Annotated in this window: 22 protein-coding genes; 8 read left to right on the top strand and 14 right to left on the bottom strand. The window is 32.7% G+C overall.

The window, feature by feature from the left end:
* The first annotated feature begins 114 nt into the window (after positions 1 to 114).
* Entirely contained in the window at positions 115 to 327 is a 213-nt protein-coding gene (locus tag ACJDU8_RS07335; RefSeq protein WP_406791498.1) for a zinc ribbon domain-containing protein, read from the top strand.
* Positions 328 to 559: 232 nt separating this feature from the next.
* On the opposite strand, the gene ppsA is transcribed toward ACJDU8_RS07335, so the two are convergent.
* Complete coding sequence (gene ppsA / locus ACJDU8_RS07340; protein ID WP_406791499.1) at positions 560 to 3,184, bottom strand: phosphoenolpyruvate synthase; 2,625 nt, start codon at positions 3,182 to 3,184, stop codon at positions 560 to 562.
* On the bottom strand, positions 3,181 to 3,795 hold the full coding sequence (locus ACJDU8_RS07345; RefSeq protein WP_406791500.1) for a TetR/AcrR family transcriptional regulator: 615 nt from the start codon (positions 3,793 to 3,795) through the stop codon (positions 3,181 to 3,183). The genes ppsA and ACJDU8_RS07345 overlap by 4 nt, the downstream gene beginning before the upstream one ends.
* A 194-nt stretch (positions 3,796 to 3,989) precedes the next feature.
* Here ACJDU8_RS07345 and ACJDU8_RS07350 point away from each other — a divergent pair, with 194 nt between their 5' ends.
* Positions 3,990 to 4,235 carry a hypothetical protein gene (locus tag ACJDU8_RS07350; protein ID WP_406791501.1) on the top strand — a complete coding sequence of 82 codons (246 nt, stop codon included), beginning with the start codon at positions 3,990 to 3,992 and terminating at the stop codon, positions 4,233 to 4,235.
* Positions 4,236 to 4,510: 275 nt separating this feature from the next.
* Here ACJDU8_RS07350 and ACJDU8_RS07355 read toward each other — a convergent pair whose 3' ends face one another.
* Positions 4,511 to 5,887, bottom strand: a complete 1,377-nt coding sequence (locus tag ACJDU8_RS07355) for a leucine-rich repeat domain-containing protein (protein WP_406791502.1) — start codon at positions 5,885 to 5,887, stop codon at positions 4,511 to 4,513.
* A 459-nt stretch (positions 5,888 to 6,346) separates the two neighbouring features.
* Here ACJDU8_RS07355 and ACJDU8_RS07360 point away from each other — a divergent pair, with 459 nt between their 5' ends.
* Together ACJDU8_RS07360 and ACJDU8_RS07365 are read left to right on the top strand one after the other, a co-directional pair.
* Positions 6,347 to 6,682: a thermonuclease family protein gene (locus tag ACJDU8_RS07360; protein WP_406791540.1), complete on the top strand. Its 336-nt coding sequence runs from the start codon at positions 6,347 to 6,349 to the stop codon at positions 6,680 to 6,682.
* Between the two features lie 39 nt (positions 6,683 to 6,721).
* On the top strand, positions 6,722 to 6,901 hold the full coding sequence (locus ACJDU8_RS07365) for a hypothetical protein (RefSeq protein WP_406791503.1): 180 nt from the start codon (positions 6,722 to 6,724) through the stop codon (positions 6,899 to 6,901).
* Between the two features lie 261 nt (positions 6,902 to 7,162).
* On the opposite strand, the gene ACJDU8_RS07370 is transcribed toward ACJDU8_RS07365, so the two are convergent.
* A complete protein-coding gene (locus ACJDU8_RS07370) occupies positions 7,163 to 8,632 on the bottom strand; it encodes an MDR family MFS transporter (protein ID WP_406791504.1) in 1,470 nt (489 codons plus the stop codon).
* 155 nt (positions 8,633 to 8,787) lie between these two features.
* Between ACJDU8_RS07370 and ACJDU8_RS07375 the strand changes: the two genes are divergently transcribed.
* Positions 8,788 to 9,399 (top strand): TetR/AcrR family transcriptional regulator, encoded by a 612-nt coding sequence (locus ACJDU8_RS07375; RefSeq protein WP_406791505.1) that lies wholly within the window; start codon positions 8,788 to 8,790, stop codon positions 9,397 to 9,399.
* A gap of 219 nt (positions 9,400 to 9,618) precedes the next feature.
* On the opposite strand, the gene ACJDU8_RS07380 is transcribed toward ACJDU8_RS07375, so the two are convergent.
* From ACJDU8_RS07380 to ACJDU8_RS07390, 3 genes are all read right to left on the bottom strand, one after another.
* Positions 9,619 to 10,548: an aminoglycoside phosphotransferase family protein gene (locus ACJDU8_RS07380; RefSeq protein WP_406791506.1), complete on the bottom strand. Its 930-nt coding sequence runs from the start codon at positions 10,546 to 10,548 to the stop codon at positions 9,619 to 9,621.
* A gap of 118 nt (positions 10,549 to 10,666) precedes the next feature.
* The gene (locus ACJDU8_RS07385) at positions 10,667 to 11,236 is read right to left on the bottom strand and encodes a nitroreductase family protein (protein WP_406791507.1); all 570 of its coding nucleotides are present in this window, start codon (positions 11,234 to 11,236) and stop codon (positions 10,667 to 10,669) included.
* Between the two features lie 244 nt (positions 11,237 to 11,480).
* The gene (locus ACJDU8_RS07390) at positions 11,481 to 13,370 is read right to left on the bottom strand and encodes an endonuclease MutS2 (protein ID WP_406791508.1); all 1,890 of its coding nucleotides are present in this window, start codon (positions 13,368 to 13,370) and stop codon (positions 11,481 to 11,483) included.
* Between the two features lie 523 nt (positions 13,371 to 13,893).
* On the opposite strand from ACJDU8_RS07390, the gene ACJDU8_RS07395 reads away from it, so the two are divergent.
* Positions 13,894 to 15,498: a PocR ligand-binding domain-containing protein gene (locus ACJDU8_RS07395; RefSeq protein WP_406791509.1), complete on the top strand. Its 1,605-nt coding sequence runs from the start codon at positions 13,894 to 13,896 to the stop codon at positions 15,496 to 15,498.
* 135 nt (positions 15,499 to 15,633) lie between these two features.
* Here the strand turns inward: ACJDU8_RS07395 and ACJDU8_RS07400 are convergent, their stop codons facing one another.
* Together ACJDU8_RS07400 and ACJDU8_RS07405 are read right to left on the bottom strand one after the other, a co-directional pair.
* Positions 15,634 to 17,547, bottom strand: coding sequence for an FtsX-like permease family protein (locus ACJDU8_RS07400; RefSeq protein ID WP_406791510.1), 1,914 nt, complete (start codon positions 17,545 to 17,547; stop codon positions 15,634 to 15,636).
* Positions 17,537 to 18,295, bottom strand: a complete 759-nt coding sequence (locus ACJDU8_RS07405) for an ABC transporter ATP-binding protein (protein WP_406791511.1) — start codon at positions 18,293 to 18,295, stop codon at positions 17,537 to 17,539. The genes ACJDU8_RS07400 and ACJDU8_RS07405 overlap by 11 nt, the downstream gene beginning before the upstream one ends.
* 388 nt (positions 18,296 to 18,683) lie before the next feature.
* Here ACJDU8_RS07405 and ACJDU8_RS07410 point away from each other — a divergent pair, with 388 nt between their 5' ends.
* Both ACJDU8_RS07410 and ACJDU8_RS07415 read left to right on the top strand, forming a co-directional pair.
* Entirely contained in the window at positions 18,684 to 18,887 is a 204-nt protein-coding gene (locus ACJDU8_RS07410; RefSeq protein ID WP_406791512.1) for a helix-turn-helix transcriptional regulator, read from the top strand.
* Positions 18,884 to 19,321, top strand: a complete 438-nt coding sequence (locus ACJDU8_RS07415) for a DUF6442 family protein (RefSeq protein WP_406791513.1) — start codon at positions 18,884 to 18,886, stop codon at positions 19,319 to 19,321. The genes ACJDU8_RS07410 and ACJDU8_RS07415 overlap by 4 nt, the downstream gene beginning before the upstream one ends.
* Before the next feature lie 83 nt (positions 19,322 to 19,404).
* Here ACJDU8_RS07415 and ACJDU8_RS07420 read toward each other — a convergent pair whose 3' ends face one another.
* The 5 genes from ACJDU8_RS07420 to ACJDU8_RS07440 all read right to left on the bottom strand — a co-directional run bounded on the left by ACJDU8_RS07420 (position 19,405) and on the right by ACJDU8_RS07440 (position 24,306).
* Positions 19,405 to 19,602 (bottom strand): alpha/beta-type small acid-soluble spore protein, encoded by a 198-nt coding sequence (locus ACJDU8_RS07420; RefSeq protein WP_406791514.1) that lies wholly within the window; start codon positions 19,600 to 19,602, stop codon positions 19,405 to 19,407.
* Between the two features lie 295 nt (positions 19,603 to 19,897).
* On the bottom strand, positions 19,898 to 21,337 hold the full coding sequence (locus tag ACJDU8_RS07425) for a hypothetical protein (RefSeq protein ID WP_406791515.1): 1,440 nt from the start codon (positions 21,335 to 21,337) through the stop codon (positions 19,898 to 19,900).
* 297 nt (positions 21,338 to 21,634) lie between these two features.
* Positions 21,635 to 23,512, bottom strand: coding sequence for a cell wall-binding repeat-containing protein (locus ACJDU8_RS07430; protein ID WP_406791516.1), 1,878 nt, complete (start codon positions 23,510 to 23,512; stop codon positions 21,635 to 21,637).
* Between the two features lie 72 nt (positions 23,513 to 23,584).
* Entirely contained in the window at positions 23,585 to 23,929 is a 345-nt protein-coding gene (locus tag ACJDU8_RS07435; protein WP_406791517.1) for a hypothetical protein, read from the bottom strand.
* A 185-nt stretch (positions 23,930 to 24,114) separates the two neighbouring features.
* Positions 24,115 to 24,306 (bottom strand): hypothetical protein, encoded by a 192-nt coding sequence (locus ACJDU8_RS07440; RefSeq protein WP_406791518.1) that lies wholly within the window; start codon positions 24,304 to 24,306, stop codon positions 24,115 to 24,117.
* Positions 24,307 to 24,564 lie beyond the last annotated feature (258 nt).

Below are 24,564 nucleotides of genomic sequence, written 5' to 3' on the forward strand. Positions count from 1 at the left end.
TCAACAAAAACTTTATTGATTTTTTCTACTTAAAATGCGATGAATAATATTATTATTACATGATATAATTATTTTAGAAGCATATAAAGATTAAGGGGAGGTTGAAAATAGAAAATGGAAAAGAAACAGTATATCTGCCCAAAATGCGGCAGCATGGAATATGAATCAGACCAATTTCAAGCTACTGGAGGAAATCTTTCAAAAATATTTGATATACAAAATAAGAAATTTACTACCATTAGTTGTAAAAGATGTGGATATACGGAACTATACAAAACTCAGTCTTCAGCTGGATGGAATATTTTAGACTTTCTTATAGGTAATTAATCCATTGGAACACATTACCAATTTATATTTAAAATGCCATAATTTTTATGGCATTTTTATTACAATTCATGATTTTTCAAGATTGGAACCAGAAATACAAATAGAACTAACATCATTAACAAAACGGCTGTAATTATTGTCCAATATACAGAGACCCTGTTAAGGACAATTCCATATATTAGCGCACCTAAAGGCATACCTCCCTTAGCATTTCATATTTTTAACTTGTTCATCACAGAATTTCTACATATCCTTCTTTTCCATTTATCCTTATTTTCTGTCCGTCTTTAATCAATTTTGTAGCATTCTCAACACTTACCACTGCAGGTAAGCCATATTCTCTTGCAACAACAGCCCCGTGGGTCATCATCCCCCCTACTTCGGTAACCAAGCCCTTAATCGATACAAATAGCGGAGTCCAGCTAGGATCAGTAAATGTTGTGACTAAAATATCTCCTTCCTCTATATTGGCATCCTCCATTTTTAAAACAACTCTTGCACGTCCTTCCACAACACCTGAGGAAACAGGTACTCCTGCTAAGGCACCTTCAGGTATTTTACTGGTATCATATCCACCAGATATAATCTCTCCTTCAGATGTTATCACACGAGGAGGTGTAAGTTTTTCAAAGATTTTATATTCTTCTTTCCTCTTAGTTATAATACTGTAATCCAGCCTATTTATTTTAACAACATCCCTAATTTCATCAAAAGTCAGGTAATATATATCTTCTCTATTCTCTATTATATTCTTATGGACTAAAATATCAGCTTCTTTCATTAACGCCTGTTTGATAATCCAATCAAACCATATGAGGACATATTTGTTGAATTCCCTGTAGCCGGCATAGTTACGTAAAACACTGATTGCCTTTTTTGTCTTCTTGGCTTTTCTTTTTCCTCCAGGCAATTTCTCAAGACTACTTAGGATTTCCTTCTCCTTCTGCTTTGCTTCCTTCAGTCCCTGCTCAAATTTAATGCTGTGTGCATTTGGTTCAAAAGCTTTGATATTACTTAGAATAACAGGAACAAGTATAGTAGGTCTTTCATTCCATCTGGTTCTTGTTATATCAATTTCCGCTGAGCAGCGCATACCATATTTCTTAAGATATGCTTTAATTGAATTAGTAACCGCTAGGCCACCTTCTAATTTGCTCAAATCTTCAAAAAAAGTAGCTTCTTTCGGCTGCTGGAAATATTCAATCACTTCCGAATACTGCCTGACAACGTCCGCTACATCTAAAAGCTCAAGCCCCATTTCAGATGTAACATTATTAGATACGGATTGAGCAAGGATGTCAGCTACATTTTTTTCACCCAGCCATTTTTGAATATTTTTGTTTATCCAATAAGAGGCATAGGCTCCCGCAAAAACCACTCCATAACTATTGAAAATAGTATTTTTTATTTCCTTCATGCACTTTAGAATAAAATCGAACAGTTCATTTCCCGAAACTTTAGTAATCCCCTGCTCAAGTTCCAGCATCAAAGCCTTATTATTATTCATTAGGCTTTCCACTATGGCTGGGTCGTTTGCCCTATAGTCTTTTATGGTAAGGTTTAACCATTTCACCCATAATGATTTTGATGGCATAGCTGTCTTTCCCTTATACAGAGTTTTCATAAAATCCTTTCGTTTCGTCAGATTAATAATAGCACTCTTCATTAGAACATCCACCGTATCAAGACCTTTTATAAATGTCATCCTGCCAAAAGGTGAAGAAATTTCACGAGATACATCTATATAAAGTCTTCCACCCATCTCACTCATAACGCTGTTTATCATCTGTTTGAATAAAGTCTGGAAAAGCGACATTCCCAGCGGCTTCATAGCTTCAGTCATCATCTGGCGGTGTCCAAATGAAATATACACATGATTCTTCCCATCCTCAGTTTCCGGAGGCATAGGATATAATGTAGTAATAGGCCGGCTCTGAACAATATAGAATTTACCTTCATAAAAGCACCATTCTATATCTTGTGGACATCCAAAATACGCCTCAATCTTTCTGCCCATACTCTCCAGTTGTAAAATCTGATCATCCGAAAGTGTTTGCTTATTCTGCTGTGCAGCTTCAATCCCTTGCTCCTTTGTACCCCCTGTATCCAGTGCATAGATTGCCAGTTTCTTAGTTGATATCTTTTTATCTAGTATTCTGCCCTGCCGTACTTTATAGATATCTGGATTTACTAGACCGGACACAAGAGCCTCCCCAAGCCCAAAGCTTGCATCGATGGATATAACCTTTCTGTTTGCGGTGACAGGATCTGCAGTAAACATTATTCCTGAAGCTTGTGGAAAAACCATCTTCTGTATTACTACAGATAGATAAACTTTGCGGTGATCAAAATCATTTTGTATACGATAAATCACTGCCCTGTCTGTGTAAAGTGATGCCCAGCACTTTTTAATATACTCCAGTATGTTGTCTTTTCCCATAATGTTTAGATAGGTATCCTGCTGACCTGCAAAGGAAGCCAGGGGCAAATCCTCTGCTGTAGCACTTGAACGCACGGCATAAGCATTTTTTTCTCCAAACTTTGAAACATATTGCGATACCTCTTCTGTAATATCCCCTGAAATGTCCATACCTTCTATAACCCCGCGAATTTTTTTGCTGAGCTGGCCGATTTTCCCTCTGTCATCTGCCTTTAAAAGAGCTAATTCATCAATCAATACATTAAATTTGGGATTGCTATCAACAATTCTTTTATATGCTTCAGTAGTTATACAAAAACCACCTGGAACACCTATTCCCTCAATTTTAGACAATTCCCCAAGATTGGCGCCTTTGCCTCCAACTACCAGGAGCTTTGATTTATCAATTTCTTGAAAACCTAACACATATGAACTCATACATATTCCTCCTTATAAAAATTGTTTCTAAGTAAATCCATGCATTCCTCAAATTCTTTAAAAAAACTTTCATAATCAATTTCTGTCTTACTTGATAACTGATTCATATACCCATCAGTAAGCCAAAGAAGCATCTTCATAACCAACTTTGGATCAATACCTTCCTTAAATCTGGAACAATCCATTCCATCAAAAGCAATTTTGTTTCTGAACCCCTCACCTTTCGCCAAAATGGATTTTATATCTTCTTTTACTTCCTCGTCATTTTCAAAATACATACTTGTTAAAAAGGCTGGAATTGCATTATGTTTTTTTATGACTGAAATTTCAATACTTGATGAAAGTTTAATCCTATCAAAGAAATCAGTAATGGTATAATCAAACTTCTCATCAACTTCCTTCATAATGATATTGCCGCACAGCTCAATTAAATAAAGATATAAGGCTTTCTTTGTACCGAAGTAATGAAATACCATTGCTTTTGAAATTCCCGCAGCAGCAGCAATGTCGCTTACGGAGGTCTTCTTGTAACCATTGGCAGCAAAAGATTTAAGTGCAGCATCTATAATTGTATTTTGTTTTTTTACAGACAAATTAAAAAATTTTTCCATAGAACTCACCCCTTAAAGTTTATCGACCGAATTGGTTTATGATGACATAAGTATACTACCATAAACCGATGCAGTCAATATAATTTTTCATTATTTAGTTGTGTTATTTTAAGGTTTAATATACAAAAAATATATGGACAAACTGTAAATATTTTGATATAATGGAATAAACAATTAAAAGGAGGATGAAAAAAATGCCGAGTTTACATATATACAAACAAAACAAAATAGAAAATAAAGGTGAGGCCTATGATTTAAAAATATACAATAAATTAGGAAAGACAATGGAATATACCGTAACTGCATTTGGAGAACATAAAGGAGAAAATAGAGGAATTTTCTATGGAAAAATGTTAGAAAAGAAATTTGACAGCAAAGATAGTGAAGGTAATAGAGAAGATGCATTAAAATATGAGGAATATTTAACTAATAATGGTTAAGTTTTCGAATACTTTAAACATGAAAATAAGTGCCGGTTAGGTGTGGCACTTATTTTTCACATTGGTTGGATTTTTGGATTCAGCATTAGATTTTAGTGGTCACAGTCATATTTAACATTCCCTGCGACCTTAGACACATACTTACATATCTGCAACGCCAGGGGATATATACTTTACTATAGGTATATTATATTCACTAATTGTTACAATATTATTTTGTACAGGTTAAATAAATATTTACACTGTAGTGGTATACAAAATGAAGATTACCTTGATTAATTTGAAATACCGCCCCATTCTACGACAGTAAATCCATTACGTTTAAACGCTTTTATTTCTGGGTTTTTAATTTCTAGATTTTCATTATCATTAAGAGGTACGAAATAAAAATAAGCTCTTAAAATTGAATCCGGTTCTTTAGATAAATTAAGCTTAATTGCTTCATTTATTTCTTTAGGATCAAGATAATAGGCTGCATATCTGCTGCTTTTCCATTTCAACTCTTTTGACCAGTATTCAATAAAATCAGCTTTTTCTTTTGAATTTAAACCTATAGAAGCCAATATACTATTCATTTGTTCATTAAAGCTGCCTTTATTTATAATCCAACCTTTGTTTAATGTAAATTGATAATTAAGTGAAGCTTCATAAAATAAAAAATCATAAGTATTATCAATCTTTCCACTTGGGTCAACTGTTACTTTCCATACTTCATTATATTGGGGAATTGATTTAGTTATCTTACCTTTAGGGATAACATTTACTGATACTTCTTCAGTTTTCTCTGGATACAAATATATATTTGGTTTTTTAACTAAAATCTCATTAATCTCGCACCCAGGTAAGGCATCTTTTAAAGATTGTATATCCGTATCACTAATTGGATTATTAAACAAAGCAAGCCATTGTAAACCAGGTAAATCTTTTAATACACTTATATCACTTATTCGGTTGTAGCTTAAATCAAGCGTTTGTAAATTAACTAAGCTGTTTAACACACTTATATCATTAATTTTATTGTTACCTAAAGTAAGCTGTTTTAAATTAGTTAAGTTTTTTAATACATTTATGCTGCTAATTTCATTGCCACCCAAATTAAGTAGTTGTAAATTAAGTAGTTTCTCTATGCCGCTAATATCTTGAACTCCGTAATATTCCGCATTTAATTCTGTTATTTTTTCAACATCACTTTCATAAATATCTCCATTTGATTTATTTATTGTATTTCTTATGGCTTGCTCCAAGTTTTTATCTTTAAAGGTTACTATCTCACCACCATTAGTATTATTTTTAATACTAAAATGTAGTTTGTATTCATTCTTTAATAGCTTACCTTTACTGGAATGTACCTTAATTCCAACATTTAACGTATAACTTTCTCCTGCTGTGTATCCACCATCTGGAGCATTTACTATAACTGTTCTACTATCATCTCCTAATTGAATACCTACATTTACCGTATTATCTTTACTATTAGTAACAGTTATCCCTTGTTTAGATACATCGTCAAGTTCAACATCACTATTAAATTTAATAGTCCATGTTTTATTAGCCTCTACCGTTTGATTGTCAGTAAAGCTTACTGCTTGTACATTAGATGCAATCAATAAAAAAGTGCTAAAAAAAATTACTATTAAAATTTTGTTTTTCAATTTATTCATCCCCCTTTTTGGTAATTATATCATATAATTCAAATTATTCTACCAAATCACTAAGCAAGATAAACTTTTTTACCTTTACACCACATTATTCAGCTGTCAACAAACATTTGTATATCTAGATTTATTGATTAATTGACCTAATGAACATTAGACTCACTCTTACAAGCCAGTGATTTATTAACGCTTTAAATAGTCCTTCCTGTAATTGAAATCATAGGCCTGACTTTCCATTCTCTTTTTTTATTAAATAAGTATATTGCGGTATAATATAACTGATGCTTTAATTTGTTTAATACTCAAATAAAATGTATCAGGGGGGTTATAATTGAAAAATAAAAAAATTATAAATCAGTTATATCAAATTTTGAAAAGGCTACAGTTACTCGTGCTATTGACGGTACTACCATAGGTGTAACATTACAAAATGGAGAATATAAAACAGTTAGCCTTATAGAGATAGTTACTCCTAGAACTGAAAAAGCAATTATGTACCAGTTATATGCACCAGAATCTTCAAATTATACAGAGTCGCAATTATTGGGTGAAACTGTATATCTTGAAAGTGATGTTGAAGATACAGACAGATACTCAGGATATTTATTGAGGTATGTATGGCTTTCATTACCTACGGAAATAAATGAAGATGAAGTTAAAACTAAAATGTTTAATGCAATTTTGCTTGCAAACGGCTATATAGATCAAAAAACAGAACAATCTAATGTAAAATATGTTAATTATTTTAAAGAGTTTTGTACTGAAGCCAAAGAAAATAAAAAGGTGATATGAAATATAACCAATACAAAAGACTCTCAACAACAAAATGACGTGAAAGATGATAAATCATGGATAATAAAATTCAATGCAACAATTGATAGTAATGGTACAGTGGTTAAAACTTATTTAACTCCAATAATAGAATCATTTATTAAAAAGTTTACCACTGAAGGAGATGGAATGTCTTATGCAGCTTGGTTGGATAATTGGAAATATAAGTATAATAATTAAAAATAGCAATAAAAAACATCAGTACTCTGATGTTTTTTCATTTAGGAGTGCAGCCAAAATCCCACGCTAAACAAATTAATCCCATAACGTGGGTTTTGTTGGAAAATATTGACGGCACACCCGATATATATTTATATAAACGCAACTTCATATTATGCTTATTCGGTACACATTATTTCATTTGGTATTTATCTTTATTTGAATAAAATAATTTTCGAACTTCTATAACTTCGAGAAAATCCAAATTGTTTCATGTTGCTTTTACTGCTGTCCGTCTGCCTGTGAACCTGTTTCCTGTGGAGCCGCTTCCGGTCCTGATTTTTTACGCATTGTCAAGAACAGCGTGGGGATCGCAGCAACCACAGTAAAACCAATTGCCCACCAGAAAGAGACGTTGAAGGAATGAGCAATCGCATGAAGATCGGAGCCGACGTGGCCCGCCATCCTCTGCTGAGCAACGGTTGCAAGAATAGCCGACCCGAAAGCCCCTCCGATAGTCTGAAAGATCCTTGTGGCGGTGCTGGCGTGAGGAACCTGCTCTCTTTGAAGTCCGATATAAGCGGACATCATAATTGCAATCAGCAAGCCGCCAAGTCCCGCCCCTCTGATCAACAGGGCGATAGCCAGAAGAATCATATTCGTATCCGCATTGGCAAAAGCAAAGGGCAGCGTACCGATGGCAATTGCAGCGAGGCTCATCAGCACAATATTGCGTGCGCCGTCACGGTCGGCTATCTTGCCGACCCAGCTTCTGGTCAGCAGCATGCCTACGCCCTGCGGAATCAGCCATAGCCCAGCATATAAGACGCTTGCACCACATACCTCCTGGTAATAGAGCGGAAGCATAAGCATGGCCCCGTTCGTAATGATGCCGCACAGAATCAGCAGGATATTGGAAGCGGAAAAATTGACTGATTTAAACAACCGCACATTCAGAGCCGGTTCCCGTTTCGTATTCAGAGCATAGACGACATAAGCCGCCATCAAAACGACGCCGATGATAATAGGAACATAGACTGCGCTGTGGCTCAATCCTCCGTGCGTAGCAACCTGAGCAATTCCGTAAATCAGAAGGGCAAACGCGGGGGAAAGCAAAAGCATGCCGATCACATCAAGGGATGCTTTCTTTTCCGAAAGCTTGTCGTGCGGTATTCCCCACATGGCTAACGGAATCGCCACGATGCAGATGGGAATATTAACCCAGAAGATGGCACGCCAATTCAAACTGTTGACAATAATTCCTCCTAACACCGGGCCGAGAATCGGCCCGAGCAGCGCGGGAATGCTGATGATGGACATGATCTGCCCAAGATTGCGTCCGCCGGAAACCTGTACAAGCTCCGTTTGCAGTACCGGCATCAGCAACCCGGCGCCGATACCCTGAATGACCCGAAAAACAATCAGGCTTTCGATGTTCCATGACAGCACAGAGCACACGGAGCCGATTAAAAAAATCACCAATGAAAAAATATATGAACGTTTGCATCCAAATCGTTTGGAGGCCCAGCCGGAAATCGGAACGGTCAGTCCCATGGCAAGAACGTATCCCGTGGTGAGCCACTGTATTACAGAAGTGGTTGCTTTCATATCGGTCCCGATTGTATGGATTGCTACGTTGACCATGGTCGAATCGAACAGCGGCGCAAGCGCGCCGACAACAAGAATAATGGCAACCCTGAGCACCATCGGGTCGAGCTTTTCTTTTTTTGGTTTTACATTCTCTGTACTCATGAGAAAACTCCTTTCATAGCCATAATAAGAAACGTTGTGTTTCTTTTAAAGCTATGATATAATAAATACAGATCTTTGTCAATAGGAAACTTGAAGTTTTTTATGTACATACGACAGAGGTACATTTATTGTTGAGGCTTGGAGGGAAATAAAACATGGATGAACGAAAGAAAGGTACGCGCCGCCGCGGAGAAATCCTGGAAGAGGCAATCCTGCTTGCCGCATGGGAGGAGCTCTCCGAAGCCGGCTATACGAATATGACGATGGAAAGTATCGCAACGCGGGCGGGGACAAATAAATCCGTCCTTTATCGCCGCTGGTCCGATAAGTCTGAGCTTGTGATTGCCGCCCTGCGTAAATATTATTTTCCCAAAATTACAAATGAGATACCAAATACCGGAAACCTGCGCAGCGATGTGTATACCTATCTGCATTCACGTGTTGAACCGCTGAAAACAATCGGCGCGGAGACGATGAGGGGACTTATGATGGAACCAGTGGTGTGGCGCAATATAATCGCATCCATGCCGCAAATCATAGAGCGGAGATCAGAGAGTAAGATAACGACGGCTATGACGGCAATTTTGAAAAACGCGGTACTTCGCGGTGAGATCAGCCCTGAGAAGCTAACGCCCCGAATTATCTCATTGCCGTTGGCTCTGCTGCAGTGCGAGCTGATTACAAAGCTGGAACCCGTATCCGACGAGGCCATAGAAGAGATTGTAGACGACATTTTTATGCCGCTTATACATGCAACACAGCAATAAGAGTAAAGTAAGTCTGGTAGCCTATAAACTTACTAAAGATCAGGCTTAGCAAAGGAGAAAAAAGTCTTTAAAAATACTAAAAAGAACTGTAAAATTTTAACGAGAATGTATAAACTGTATACATAAAATTAGAATTCATGCCTTGAAAAAAATTATAAATACATGAATCTTTTTGATATGCAAAAAATTATGTTAAGGTAGTATTTACACTTAAATCTCCTATAATTTAAATCTGTATTTATCTTTATTTTGTAAATACCATTTTGGAATTATTAAGTTGAAATTATCGTAATGAGTGAACGCTTCAAGACAACGTTTGGTCATTCCATCAACTTCTTTTTGTCCAAATTTTTCTGCCCATTTAATTGAATACAAAGACGCATGTGCCACATACACCGCCTGTACTTTCCAAAAATCAATTGTAGGGTCTCCATCAAAGTATCCTTGAATTTCTCCTACTGAGAACGCAATACTATGTTCTACATCAAAACTTTGAATCTTGTAAAACTCTTCATATTTATCACCGCATTCCCAACGGTTAAAATCTATAACTCCAATTGTTTTATCAGGTGTATATATTAAATTTCCCACATGAAAGTCACCGTGTTCATAAACAGGCGATGACTTGCACAACATATCAATATTGTTTTTTACAAATGCTATGGCAGTTTCATCATTTGGAATTCGGACAGATGAATCTTCATACCTTTGTAACTGTAATAACTTTTTAGAAATTTTATTTACCGAAGGAACATCTTGTGGTTCAACTGGAATACTATGAATTTGTTTTAAAATTTCACCTGAATGTAATCCAAGTCGATATTGTTCTATTTGAGGTAAAGAATGTAACTTCTCTTCAAGTGAATGACCTTCTATCCAACTTAAAAGCATATAAACATTTTTATGCTCATTAAAATACCCAAATCCTATGGCTCTGGACATTTGAAAATCAAGTGTATTAAATTTCTTAATGACCTCAAATTCTTTCTTTTTTTGTTCATAAGTATCAGCAGTAGATATACGAAGTAAGTATTTCATATTTTTATTATCTTCTATGTAATATTTTTCATCAGATGACCAACCGTATTCTATTTTTTTAATTTTTATCCACGTATTTGAAATTGTTATATCATCAAAATTGTAATTCATTATACACCTCCTAAAGTATATTCACCTCTCATTTTTTTACGCTTGTAACACAAGTTAATAATGTTACGAAGCTTCAATAACTACCCATTATATTATTTTTATATACTTACAAATAAAGTTATTTAATATATGTAATGAGGTTAGAATTTCTTTCTGGTATACTAACTGCCGCAGCATTTTTATATCCAAATACAGCCGCATAATAGGGTTTGTAGCCATCTTGTATTTGTAATTCTCTTCTCAATTCAGCAGCTTGTGATGAGGCAAATGCAAGCGTAACAAAAAAAATCCAACACGACCCTAAGCCGATGGATTCTGCGGCTATTAGCAGATTTTGTGTAGCAGCAGCACAATCCACTTCAGGACATATGCTTTGTTCATCACCTGACACTATTATCAGTGTCGGTGCGTTATACATACAATGGAATTGTTCATCGTTACCCAATGCTGCTAATGGTCCGCCCATCTGCTTTGCTGCTTCCTTTGCCAAAATATTTAATTTGTTAAGGATTTCCTTGTTTTGAATGGCTGTGAAATGCCATGGTTGATTTCCAGCATTAGGTGCATATAGCCCCGCTTCTAGCACTACCTGTAATTCTTCATCTTTTATTTGTTCATCTTTAAAACTTCTTATGCTTCTGCGTTGCTTAATATTTTTTAGAGTTTCATTGGTAAATATATTTTGCATATTCCTCTCCTCCATGAATTATTTAAATTATCTTTACTTCACAATATTCTACATTTATAAAAATTCTACATTTATAAAATATATATTTAAATTAATATTTCTTCAAAAAACAAATAAATCCTCCCATCCTATTGAAAAAAGAATAACTGTTAGAAAAATACTAAATGAAATCTTCTAATTATTTTTGACGGCAAAACTAAAAACTCCAGCTTAGTTTTAAGCTGGAGTTTTTATATTACCTCTATTATTTCAAATGATTTTTTTTAAGTTTCTTTAAAGCCTTCTTAGATCCTCTTTCTATATCCCTTTCAAGCTTTCTTTCCTTGAAACTAACAAATAATTGATTTAAATCATACCCTTCCGGATATAGCTCTGAAGCTTTAATTTCTAATTTTAATCTTTTGCAATTTACATCAGCAAATTCTTTATTAAATAAAATAGTTACATTATTATCCATATCCATTTCTCTGTAAACAATGGCACTTTCATTCTTGTCCATCCAAAGAACCTTATCTCCCACAGCAAATTCATAACTTTCACCTTTATATGATTGAATATCTTTTTTCTTTATAATTTTGCTATCCCTTATTAATTCATAATTATAATTCTTACTTTCTATATACCTTCTAGTTCTTTCAATTATATTATCTGAAATACCCATTTTCTTTGATATATAAAGAGCATTACTATCCCCTGTCTTTCCTATATTAAGCTTATATAATGGTTCTAATGTGTCCTTTCTAAACTCCATAGCTGCATTTTCAAAGTCTGGATGCTGCTCCGAAAAGTTTTTGATCTCTCCATAATGGGTTGTTGCTACTGTTATACAGCCCTTATAATACACTTCTTCTAAAATAGCTATTGCTAAAGCTGCACCTTCATTCGGTTCTGTTCCACCGCCAATTTCATCAAACAACAATAATGTTGACTTATTACTTTCTTTTATTATATATGCTAAATTTTTCACATGGGATGAAAAAGTACTTAAAGCATTTTCTACACTTTGATTATCACCTATATCTACAAATATTTTGTTAAATACAGCAATCTCTGTACCTTCTTTAGCCTTTATATGAAACCCTGCTTGAACTGCAAGAGTTAACATTCCTAAAGTTTTTAATACTATAGTTTTTCCTCCCGCATTAGGTCCTGTGATTATTAATGTTCTATAATCTTTTCCTATTTCAAAATCTAAGGGTACTCCATTTTTAATTAAAGGATAGCCTCCCTTAACTATTTTTATATAACCATGCTCATTTAGTTTAGGTTTTATTCCTTCTATGTCACTACTATATTTTGCTTTTGCCAAAACCATGTCATACTCAGCTATTACATCAATATTCATTTTAATTTCTCTTATTCTATCATATAGCATTTCTGTTAAAGTAGCTAATATTTTATATTCCTCTATAGACTCTTCAACTTTTAAAGCTGCTAGCGCAGAAGTGTATTTCACTACTGCATTTGGCTCTATAAATACAGTACTGCCCTTTACTGAAGTTTCCACAATTTCACCCTGAATTTGATTTTTAAAGGCAGCTTTTATAGGTATCGTATATTTTCCATTCCTTTGACTTACAAAAAATTCTTGTATATACTCTTTATTTGAAGGATTTTTTAGAAATTTTTCAAGCTTTCCTTTTATTTGACCCTCACATACATCAATTTGCTTTCTTATTTTTTTTAGCTCCTTTGAAGCATTGGAATCTACTCTATTTCCTGATATGGATATATTTACTTCCTCTTCTATATAACTTAAATCTGTTATATTTAAGCTATAAGAACTTAAAGTAGGAGCATAACCTTCCTTATCCTTCATGAATAATTTAAGCTTTCTGCATCCCCTTAAAAAGTTTTCCATGGTACTTAAATCCTCTGGATCTAATGCTGCACCCTTTTCCATTTTCTTTACAAGTGGATTTACATTAAATATTCCATCGAAAGGTATATGATAAGAAGCATCTAAAAGTGCCCTTCCTTCAGAGGTTTCATCTAATCTTCTATTTACTACCTCTATATTTGTACTCGGCTCTAGTTTATCTATTAAGGATTTACCCAAGCCGCTTGCGCAATATCCTTTTACTATTTTCTTTAATTCATAATAATGTAATTTTTCTAATGTTATATTATCCATTTTAAAATTCCTTCCTCAACTTTATTCAAGCCGACGAAACCTAGATAGATTTCATAGTATTAACTGTAAAATAAAAAAGCCATGGATACTCCACAGCTTTAATTGCAAACTTAATAAAGGGTACTAAACCCCAAAGTAGTTTCGTGGACTTGTATCTATAAATAGTAATCAATTCCATAACAATTAAAGGTATTCCACCCTCAATTTTGGAATCAATATTAAATTACCTATTTTAGATACTAAACACTCACAAAATTACCTCTCTTTTTTTTCAAATCTATCTATTGCTAAATATTATATACCAAAATATATACTTTATCAACTTTAATTATTAATATGACAATTTAATGTACTAAGATAAAGCAAAGTTATGAAGATATAATTCAGATATTCGATAATATAAAAAATAGCACTATGTTTTAAGTCTATAAGAGAGCATTTATTATGGAATATTTCAGGCTTTATATGTAAACGTATGCATTTATAGATAATATTAGAAAATACATATATATTCTTTAAATTCATGGGAGGTAAAACTTTGTTAAGAACAACTAAAGATAATCATATTGATTGTGATATAAGTTTACTTAAAATAGAGGACGTTATTGACATCAATTTACTTCAAAAGTTTCAAGATAACTTTGCAAAAAGTATGAATATTGCCAGCGTAACTGTGGATACCGATGGAAACCCCGTAACCAAGCCAAGCTTTTATACAAGTTTTTGTATGAATTTCACACAATCCACTGATATTGGTACTAGACGATGTGCTGAATCACATAAAAGGGGGGGCATAGAGGCAGTAAGAAGTGGGAAACCCTATGTTTATACCTGTCATGCAGGATTAATAGATTTTGCTGTACCTATAATAGTAGAAGACAAACACATTGGAACAATTTTAGGAGGCCAGATTTTAACTTCTAAGCTGGAAGAATCAATATATAAAAGAACTGCAGCGGAAATAGGTGTTGATGAATTTGGATATCTAAATGCTGTAAATAAAATAAAAATTACTAATGAAGAAAATATAAAAGCAGCTGCAGAAGTATTATATATTATTGCAAATGCACTCTCAAAAATGGGGTATGAGCGAGAGCATTTGGAATACTTAAGTTATCATGATCAATTAACAGGTTTATATAACCGGAGATTTTTCCAGAAAGAGTTACATCGACTAGATGTACAAAGAAACCTTCCTTTGACTATTGTTATGGCAGATGTAAATGGATTAAAGCTTATCAATGATTCCTTCGGTCATACCATGGGAGATGAACTTCTTAAGAAGGCAGCAGAAGTAATAACAAAAGGATGCAGGGCTGATGATATTGTTGCTAGATTTGGAGGTGATGAATTTGTTATCTTGTTACCGAAAACAGATGCCTATGGAACAAAAGAAATTATTAGACGTATAAAGAATATAGCCTTAAAAGAAAAAGTAGGCTCTTTTGATATAGATATTTCTTTTGGATATGGAACTAAGAATGATGAAGAAGAAAAAATTGAGGAAATCTTCAAAAAGGCTGATGATAATATGTATAAGAGCAAAATCTTTGAAAGCCTGAGTATGAAAGAGAGAACCATAGGCACTATCATTAGTACTCTTTATGAAAAAGACGAAAAAGAAAAGCAGCATTCTCATAGGGTTTCAGCATTATGCCAAAGTATGGGTGCAGTCCTCCGCTTATCTGAGGGCGAAATTAAGGAACTTAAGACTGTTGGGTTATTTCATGACATAGGAAAAATAGCTATAGAAAAAAATATACTTAATAAGCAGGAAAAACTAACAGATAATGAATGGGAAGAAATAAAGCGCCATCCAGAAATAGGATTTAGAATACTTGGTACAGTAAGTGATATGTCTCAAATAGCACAGTATGTACTAGCCCATCATGAAAAATGGGATGGAAGTGGATATCCTAAAGGCTTAAAAGGACAAGAAATACCACTTCCATCAAGAATTATTGCAATAGCTGATTCTTATGATGCTATGGTTAGTGACAGAAATTATCATAATGCTTTACCGGAAGAAGTTGCTGTAGAAGAACTAAAAATAAATGCAGGTATTCAATTTGATCCAGCACTTATAAGGATATTTATTGAAAAAGTATTAAATAAACCAGTTGGTTAAAATATTGTTAGCTATCAAGGCTACTAGATGACACTCTTATTGTATTTGTAACACTAATTTCCTACCCAATGCACAAAAAATAATTATGGACTAATAAATGCGTTCTTAGTCCATAATTATTAAGCCTTAATTAACTCAATAATCTAATAACTTATTTATGTAAAATCTTTTATAAATAATATAAATTATGATTTGTAAGCATATATAAGTAATACCCACCAAAAGTGATGAGCTCATGGCATTACTCTGCCCGAATATAATACACATAATATAAACATAGAATGCAGCTATAACTAACCCAGCTATAACCGGTAAAAAAAATAAAATCTTAATTTCTCTATTTACTACTGCAGAAACTTCTTTCTTTGTAATACCTATTTTATAAATTTTCTTGTACTTTTGCTTCTCATCTTCAAATTCCATTAGCAGCTTAAAATGTAACAGCACATTTGACGCCATAAAAAATATTGCTATAACAAATATCATTAAAAATAGTGCAAAGGAACCTACTTTTATATTACTTTTATAGCTGTCAATCCTTGAAGACACTGTAAGCCTATCTAAATCAGTTCCAATTTTACTTGAGTTTTTATTATTGTATTTTTGTAATTCAAGATTTAATTTATCTACAATGTTCTGGGTTTGTTTCCAATCCTGAAATTTAAATAATCTTATTATTCCAACTTCATTCTTACCTAGACTTCTTAAAATCTCTAAGTAATCTGAATTATTAAGTGCAATAAATTTGCTGCTAAAAATCGGCACATCAGTATTAAATATAACATTATTATAATGGCCTTGCGTAATGAAGTTCATGGACTTATTTTTCAGTTCTATATTAACTCCTGGAAAATCATTTATTTCATGATAATATCCATCATTTGCTATTTGATTTAAGTTTATAAAATGACCAGGCTTAATATTAAATTTATATCCCAAAGTCTTATTAAGATCATCTTGAGAAAGCAAAACAAATAATCCACTATACTGTATAAAATTTAAATCTTTATGCTCAGTTAACTTAGTCTGTCCATTTTTAACTATGTTACTAACAATATCCTCAGGGACATTATTATATACAGACTGCTGCATATATGCTATATGATATGGAGTATCTGCTATTGCTGACTTTCGTGCATTAGAAATTAATACTATCATGAAACTAACAAGAAAAATTGCAACGAATATAATCCATGTATTTATTAAAAGTACATTTTTCGATTTGCCAAATTTGCTTTTAAAATTTGAATTAAATAACATGTTTTTATAGCTAAGCTTCTTTGAAAAATTACTTACTTTTTCATTTATCCAAACAAGATTTGATATTACTAAATGTGTGCCAATAAAACACACTCCTATGCTTCTAAATAATGGAACAGAATTTTTAGGACTGTAATTAAATATTATATCCATCATAGAACCTATTACAGCTAAGATTCCCACTAGAATAAACAAAGGGCTAATTTTTCTTCCCTCATCTACTTTTCTAATTCCTTTTATCAAATCAAGTATTACTGAATGCATAGTACTTATTATTGTAATTAAAATAACAACTGCATATATTGCCATAAATACTACTATTGTATAAAGATATGCAGCAAAATTTAGAGTAAAATTAATTTCCTTAAGTCCTGTAATTTTAATTATAATTATGTAAAATAGCTTAGAAAACATACTTCCTATACCCAACCCAATTGCTAATGAAATTATAGCTATAAGACTATTTTCCACTAAGATCACTTTTCTTATTTCTTTATTTGTACAGCCTAAAACCATTAACAATCCAAACTCAGACTTTCTGAATTTATTAAAATATCTTTGTGCATAGATAATAAAGAAAATAGAAAATATCCCAATAACACAACTTGGTGCAATTATACAACTTGATATACTATAATACATCTTTCTGGAGTCCATAAATTGTTTGTTTGTAAAAAGCGTAGCATACATAAAAAATATTGTTATTGTAAATGCACTGCATAGGAAAAACAACAAATACCTTTTGAAGTTTGATTTAAACATTCTAAAAACTATTGTATTAAAGTCCATCTTCTTGTCCTCCAATTGCAGATACACAGCTTAATATTTCATCGGCAAATTCATGTCTGCTTCCATTTTTTCTTATTTCCCCATCTATCTTACCATCCCTAATAAATACTACTCTGCTGCAATAGCTTGCTGCAAAAGAATCATGAGTTACCATTACAATAGTAGCTTTATTTACCTCATTTAGTTTTTCAAAGGAAGTCATAACTTTTTTAGAGGATTTTGAGTCTAAATTTCCTGTAGGCTCATCAGCAAAAATTATACTTGGAGAATTTGCTATGGCTCTACAAATAGCAGCCCTTTGCTGCTGCCCTCCTGATATTTCATAAGGATACTTGTCCAGTGTTTTTTCTATATCAAAAGCCTTAGATAGTTCATTAACTTTTTTATATATCTCATATTCCTCTACTTCATCCAGTACAAGTGGAAGCATTATATTATCTTTAACAGATAAACTATCAATTAAATTAAAATCTTGAAATACAAACCCTATGTGCTTTCTTCTAAATAAAGCCAGTTTATCTTTATTCATTTTATAAATTTCCTCTCCTGATATTTCAATTGATCCAGAAGTAGGTTTATCAATTCCACTTAACATATTGAGCAGTGTGGTTTTTCCGCTGCCTGACGCACCCATTATGCCCACAAATTCATTTTCTTCTACTGTAAGGTTTATGTCATCTATAGCTTTAGTTGCAATAGTTTTGCCTCTATATTCTTTCATTAAGTTATTTACTTTTAGAACAGTCAAAGAAATCCATCTCCTAACTTACTTTAATTCAAACATTTTTTTACGCCAAAAGTTGTAATAATATATTTATTATACCAAAATTTATTAAAGTTTGAAATTAGGGTTTGTATAGTAATAGAACAGAAAATAGCTGTGAACATGTCAATGTTTTACATATTCATTTTATCCTAATTAATGGCACACACTAAAAAATAAAATGCATTGCTGAGGATTTCTACTTTCCCATCAACGCATTTAATTTCTTCTATTTCAATGTTTTAACTTCTTAACATAAGCAGAGCAGAAATAAGCTTTATGCTTTTTCTAAGGAAAGCTTACTTGACATTTTAAATCCTAATGATATACTAAAAATATGGAAAGTTTACTTTCCACAGAAAGGAGCAAAAATGTGAAAAACCGACTGGAAGAAATACGAAAACAGCATGGCATAAAGCAGGAAGACTTGGCAAGAGAACTTGAAGTATCAAGACAAACAATCGGTTCACTTGAAAACGGTAGATATAACCCGTCAATAATATTGGCATTTAAAATAGCAAAATATTTTAATATGAGCATTGAAGAGATTTTTATTTATGAGGGGGATAAAAAATGAAAAATAGTATTCATTACATTACAACTATAATAGGCTTGCTGTTGTTAGGTATAGGATTATATATTGTTAAAGTAGTTATTAAGCCTATTGAGCCACAAGGAATAGTGAAAGCTCTGCCATATATTTGTATTGCTCTAGGATGTGGCATTTTTGGTCGTGGTATGGACGAAATAATCAGCAGCAGAGCAATAAAAAATTATCCTGAGATTAAAAAACAAATAGAAATCCATGTGCAGGATGAACGTAATATCGCTATTAAAAACCGAGCAAAAGCGAAGGGATACGATATGATGATTTTTATATTTGGTGCTTTGATACTTGCTTTGGCTTTAATGGGCATTGACTTAACAGTTGTTCTTCTTTTAGTTTTTGGTTATATCTTTGTTGCAGGATATTGCATTTACTATCGCTGCAAATATGATAAAGAGATGTAGAATTATCCGTAAAGTATGTATATATTTTATACAAAAATAGAGCTTAGAATAGCTCTACACTATTCTAAGCCTTTTATAACACCTTACTTTAAACCTTGTTCATAAGCTTCAACCATTTTCTTAACCATATTTCCGCCTATAGAGCCAGCTTCTCTGGCAGTTAAATCTCCATTATATCCATTCTTTAAATTTACTCCAACTTCCTGAGCCGATTCCATTTTAAACTGGTTTAAAGCTTCCCTGGCCTGTGGAACTACTAAATTATTACTGTTACGTGCCATAATCAACACTCCTTTATATAGTAATCTTTACTACTTATATTTAAAGTTTGTACATTCTCATAAAAAATATCCTAAGTAATTAAATGAATATTTGGAAAACAAATATAAAAATAACTTCAATTGGGTATAATATTAATACATAACTAAAGTCCTTTGAATATCTTTACTGTTTATGGGGCAATTTTTATGTAAAGCGAAAACTCCAGCTAAAATACAGTTGGAGTTTTTATATTTTCCTTATAAGCAGTTTAAAATCAGCTTAGAGTTTTTGATCTGACCTTATCTATAGCTATACTTATTGTTTACTGTAATCTTTATAATTAGGATTATACCATTTTATTGATACACTTTCTTTCCCCGTTTCATCTTTAGGATTTACTTCAATTTCATTTTTATTTATTACGTTGTCGTTAAGGAGGATAACTGTATTTTTTGAGTCATTTGTGTAAAATGTAAGTCCTCTCAAGTCATCAAGCTGAGGAATAGATTTACCAAACAAAGGGTCATTTACACCAAGTATATCAATATAGGTTATCCCATTTTCCACTGACTTGTTATACATTACATATTTATAAACATCGGCATAATCTAAAAGCCTGGAAGTTTTAGTAATTAGTATTTTTTTCTTATCTTCATACTGTTTTAAAAGCCTTAAAGCCTGTATATTTTCTTTTGTAAAAAGATCCTGTGTTGATACACCAAGGTGCTGGGCTACAATAGAATATTGTTTATTTTTGACTATTTTATCTAAATTACTTTGGGTAAGTTGACGGTGAATCTCGCTTGGAGTCCATGTCCAATCAATTTTACCTCTCGATATGTTATTTGTATATCTATAGAATCCCCAAACCCTTCTCCCATCTCTTAAAGAAATTTCAAATAAAGGATAGTCTTGTCCAAAAATATTATCGTTCATAGAATTCCACACATATCTTATACCATTTCCTATAGTTATATCAGTATGGTAGTAAATGCTTTTAGGGTTGTCTCCCTGTTGGTAACTCATAAATGAACTAGTAGTGGCAGCACCGAAGTTCTGCTTATTAGCCCTATTTCCATGATTTATCCATACCTTTGGGCTAAACCCTATATCCTTAAGTGTCTTCCACCCATTTACAGCAAGTTCTCTTGTAAAATAAGTTCCTTTCTCATTGGCGGTTGAAAAATCACCAAAAGTATGAATACAGTCTATCCATCCGCATTTGATAAACTTAGTTATCTCATCGGCATTATTCTTTTTATTTATGTCAATTCCTTTATAATAGGTCATCACATCATCTGAACCATGTCCTTGACTTGTAGACTTGGAATACTTATCACCCATGTAAAGCCACATACTGTCCCCTACATCCAACCCAAGTCCTTCTCCGTGAGATGTTCTTTCTGTTGTATTTAAAAATTGATGATATGTTTTAAAATCCTTCAAAGTAGTATCATCAATGTCAGAACATAATGAAAGCATGGAGCTATACGGATATGGAAACTTTCTGATGTCATTATTCTGATAATTAGAAACTTTATATTTATGATTTAAAACATCTTTTGGGATAGCATCATCTGTCTTTCTCTTATTACTATTTTTATGCTTATTTTGAGCAACAGCCGCTGTAGTTAACTTTGTAGTCATATATGATTTTAAACTACGCATAGCTACAACTAAAATTAATATAGAAAATACAGCCACTGCAATTCGATTAACTTTCTTAGCTCCTTTATATCTCCTATTTCCCACCATGTGTTATGTCTCCCCTAACAATATATCAAATATGTAAGTTTTTTAATTTTTGTTTATTCTACCATAATTGCACATCAGATACAATTAATTTCTTGTTAACATGCATTGGGATAATGTTAAAGATCTTTCCTCTACAATAGTTAGTTACAATTTCATGATCATTTATAATCAGTGAGCTCTCCCCCTGCTTTAGAAGTGAGAATAGTGTAACACTCACAAATTCAAATATACCTGCCATATGGAATGAACATTTTAACAGAATAAGAGAAAGTGCCACAGTGGTTGAGGCACTTTTTATTAATTGGTCTCGTTAGTATCTATATTTAAATTTACAAGAGTATTTTCAGAACCATCTATTTTAACTTTACATAGATAAGTATAATAATCGTCACCAGGAGTATGAATAGCACATTTATAATAAACCCAATCTCCTATAATGGTAGGAGACAATATATTGCGCATTCCAGTATAACCAAGGTCAAGTGTGTTAGCATCTGCTATTTTAACATTGCTAGTACCATCTGTTTCAACTTTATACAATCCACCATCTTTTAGTGGGTAATAAATCCAGTTGTCTGCAATATTAAATGATCCATCAATGTCATAACTATTAACAATACAAACAGGATCTGAGTTATCAGTATTTATCCTATAGATACCACTAAGAGTTGAGTAATATATATAATCTTTGTCAACAATTATTTGAGTAACAGCTTCATCACGCACTTTCATTTTACTTGAGCCATCAAGTTTCATCTTATATATTTCATTATTATCAGAATTATCTATATAATAAACCCAATCTCCAACTATGTTTATACTACTTTTTTCATTTAAAGTAGTTAAAGTAGTTTTTTCTAAACCATCAGTATTTGCTTTACATAAATAAATTAAATCATCCTTATCAGATTTTTGACCAAAATATATTGTATTGTCTTTTACAGTTAAGATGCTGCCGTCAGCTACTTTGCTTTTACTAGAACCATCAGTTTTTATCTTATATATGCTATTGTTTAAGTTACAATAAACCCAATCGCCTACAACATTTATATTGGAGTCTATATGATATTCTTGAGAATCAAGCAACTTTGTAACTAAACTTCCATCTTCCTTAGATTTAAACAAGCGACCATATCCATCCGTATAATAAGCCCATTCACCTTGCTTAGCTGCAATTCCGCCTAATATTAAGTTACCATTAGTATTACCTTCTGCGTACATTAAATTATCTATTTGTTCATCTGGAATTACTGCATTTCCACCAAGTATATAAGTCTCACATTTTGAATTTACATTTGAAAGCATAAAGTTTTTTGTGGATTGTCCTGCATATTCACTTACCAATATAACTGCTGATGAATTCTTGGCAGCTAAAGCTGAACCTGCTAAAGCATCAGGAAAATTCTCACCATTAGCTATATAAATTTTATTAAAGTTTAATTCATTTTCAAATTTCTCTAACACTGCGATATTAGTATCATATTTACTACTCCCCCATATTCTTTCGCTGTTAGGAAAGCTATTTGCAATAGCGTCACTTACTACATCATCTTCCCCTATAACGTATGTCTTTGTAATTTTATTACTTTTTATGTACTTAGCTACAGCATCAGGTAAAGCGTTTGGTGGCGTAAGTATAACTGGCATAGACTTTTGGGCCGCAATAGGACATATAGATAATGCATCAGGAAAATTTTCGCCATTTGCTACTGAAACTTGCCCAGTAAAATCTAATTGCTCAGCAACTTTAATTGCGGTCTCATATCTGTCTTGTCCAAATAGACGCGTAGCTTTAATGTTTAGCTCAGAAAGTCTTTCTTCTACACTAGTAGGTATAACAGCAGTTCCACCAATAATAAATATTTGTTTTACATTTAGTCTTTTCAGCTCACCTTCTACTCTACTATCTAGGTAATTTCCTGAATTTAACAGTATGGGTGCATTATATTTCTTGGCAAGAGGAGCTGCGCTAAGGGCATCAGGAAAGTTTCCACCATTAGCTAACACAGCATATTCTGACCCATCAGTCCAACCATTTTTAGAAATTTCTATAGCAGTAGCATACCTATCACTACCCCAGATACGTTGGATGTCATTTGAAGCCAATACTTTAGTTGTCGTAGAAAAAGTTATACCTATAGCACACAGCATAGGTATTAATTTGTTTTTAAGCATTTTACTACCTCCCTAGTTTTTTATGCATAGTTTAAGGAATAAAGCCATTGAGAAAAGACATTTCCATATTATTTAATTTTTACAATCTAGAATATTACCATCGCTATCCAGATTGTAATAGTTCCCATTGATTTTTTGCCACCCTGTTACAGATTCTCCCGTTACAACCTTACCATTCTTGTCCAGGTATTTATACTTGTTGTCTTTGATTTGTATCCATCCAGTGACAGGTTGTCCTATATTATCATATCCTAGTGGTATTAAATCTTTACTGTCTCGAGGTCTACTATTAGAATTTTGTGTGGTTGAATTATTTTGATTATATAATCCAAGATTAATTTTTTTATTATATCCTAAAAAAATTACCAATGCGACAATTAGCACAACAACAATTAATGAATATACTAATTTTTTCATTAGCTTCCCACCCTTATATAATTTATATTTTATATTATATACGATAATTCACGAAAATAATGTCATAATTTATATTATTAGTAATTATATTTCACATCTGGGCCTAGTACCCGCAATTCTGTAACAAGAGACAAAGTGAATTATTAATAATTATTTCCATAACAACTAATAACCAAATTACACTACTATGTACTAGGAAAATAGCTTGGTTTTCCTACTGTAAATTTATCTAGCACTGATATATTATACACTTCCACATCTTCACTATTATCTCTCGAAATCATTATTACGCTACTATTTCTACGAAATGCTTCCATTACTCCGTAATATAAAATGTTAGCAATTTCCGAATCTGAGAATCTATATTGAACCTGCATTTAATCACCTGCCTATTCCGTTCTAAATTTCTTTACAATTCTTTACTTTTTGATAACATATGAAATGTTTATATTATTAATCATTACTGCTAAACTATATTTAATAAGTTGATTTTACGAGCCAGAAGCCAGCGGTCAGAACACCAGATGTTAAGGTCCATAGGTTGAGCCCAGAAGCCAGAGCCGAATCAACTTATTTTATTTTTTGAATTCTCCGTTTTTCGAACATAAAAACACCGTAAAATTGAATAATACGGT

The organism is Candidatus Clostridium eludens (assembly GCF_045310515.1).
Classification (GTDB): domain Bacteria; phylum Bacillota; class Clostridia; order Clostridiales; family Clostridiaceae; genus Clostridium_B; species Clostridium_B eludens.